Annotated in this window: 1 protein-coding gene and 1 pseudogene; both read right to left on the bottom strand. The window is 62.9% G+C overall.

The genetic code is table 11. The features are described from left to right. A pseudogene (locus tag EN742_RS34530) lies at positions 1-248 on the bottom strand (glutathione synthase); the annotation flags it as partial. 12 nt (positions 249-260) lie between these two features. Then, a partial coding sequence (locus EN742_RS34535; protein WP_128333847.1) for a flavohemoglobin expression-modulating QEGLA motif protein occupies positions 261-1,568 on the bottom strand: 1,308 nt, incomplete at its 5' end.

A 1,568-nucleotide genomic window follows, 5' to 3' on the forward strand; every position in this document is an offset into this window, starting at 1 on the left:
GTCGGGAAGGTCTTTTTCTGCTTCGCGGCATCCTTCAGGGCAGCATACAGCTTGTCGGTCGTCCTGTAGGGAGCGTTCGGCAGGACAGCGACGCTGACAGCCAGATTGTCATCCGGACGCAGTATGAAGTCGCCAGGTTCAACGTAGACAACAGAATGACCGCGCTGAACCGCGGCCTGCGCCAGCGTTGTCGTCGTGTAGCCGGGCGTCTCGCTCTCAATCGAATTGACGAAGAACGCAATGCGCATCGGGGGCTCCGCTCACGTCTCAACCATATCGATCGGATCGATCCCCGCCATCGCCTTCTTCAGGCGTGGACGCGCTGCGTCGGAAGAGAGGAACGCAGGTTCGAGCCGCGGCGCCCGCAGCAAGCCGCGCGCGTTGAGTTCCTGGATATCGGCGAAATGCGCCGCGGAGATCTTGCCGATCCAGAACGGCGTGAGACTGCCGCCACTCTTCAGATGATCAAGAACCTGCGCCACGCCACGCAGATAGATGGCGTCTTTTGCCAAGCCGCCGCCTCGAAAGACGCGCAGAACGACGTTGAAGGCGCTGCGATCATCGAGACCGAAATCACCATGCAGAACGCGGAACGTATACTCAAACGGTGCGCCGGCGAGCATCGCCTGACACGCGATAACCCTTGCCGCGATCAGTCTCAGCCGCGCCGCGGTCATGCCGCCGACCAGATATTCCGCCAGCACGGCCAGTCCCTCCTGCATGCCCTCGTAACCGGCTAGCCCGTTGCGGAAGATGGCGAGCCCTTGCGCATCGCCGTTGAAATAGGTCAGCAGATGAACACCGATCTCGTGACTGAGCAGTGCGGTCAGTCGCTCCGGTGGAAGATTGGTGTCGCGCGAAACCAGCAGCCGGTTCCGAGAGACGAGGAGGCCGGCCGGCAGGTCGGCGCGGACCTCCACGGAAGCGTCGAAATCGGCGTAGGCGGCACTGTATCCGGCGATCATGTCTCGCGCGGCCGCGGCGACAGCGTCGGCGCCCAGGCCCTTCTGTCGGGCCGTCGAAGCAACGCGGGGCGTCTTTTCGAGAATGGTGCGTGCCCTCGCCGCCAGGCTAGGCTCGACGCTGCCATACAGTGCTCGACCGAGTTCGACGAAGCTGGGCGTTTCGCGTGCCGCGAGCATCGACAGTTGAAGATCGAGTTCCTGCTGCTTTTCGGACAGCAGCCTGGTCAGGAGCGGATCTTCCAGGTGATCAAGGGAGACCGAATAGAGCTTCCGCTTCTGCGCGGCAACCTCGAACTCGAGCGGCCTGTAGAGCAGCGCGGGCATCCGCTCGAAGCCGCCGGCCTGGAATTCCTGCCAGGCTGGTTCGGCGTTGATCGGTGTGACGGCAAGCAGAAAATCGAATGTCGACGCGACGCTGTCGAGCGCCCGGTCGGCGCGCACGACAGCGTCGATATAGGCGCGTCGCCCCAGCGAACGATGGGTTGCCGGCGGTTCCAGCTTTGATGCCTTCAGAAAGGCGCTGACGGCCTGAAGCGCCGAATCCACCATGTTGGCGACGATGAGGTCGCGTAATTCAGGATAGACGCGCTCGGTGCCTGGCAC

Origin of the sequence: Mesorhizobium sp. M4A.F.Ca.ET.020.02.1.1, from assembly GCF_004022645.1 — a bacterium.
Taxonomy (GTDB): domain Bacteria; phylum Pseudomonadota; class Alphaproteobacteria; order Rhizobiales; family Rhizobiaceae; genus Mesorhizobium.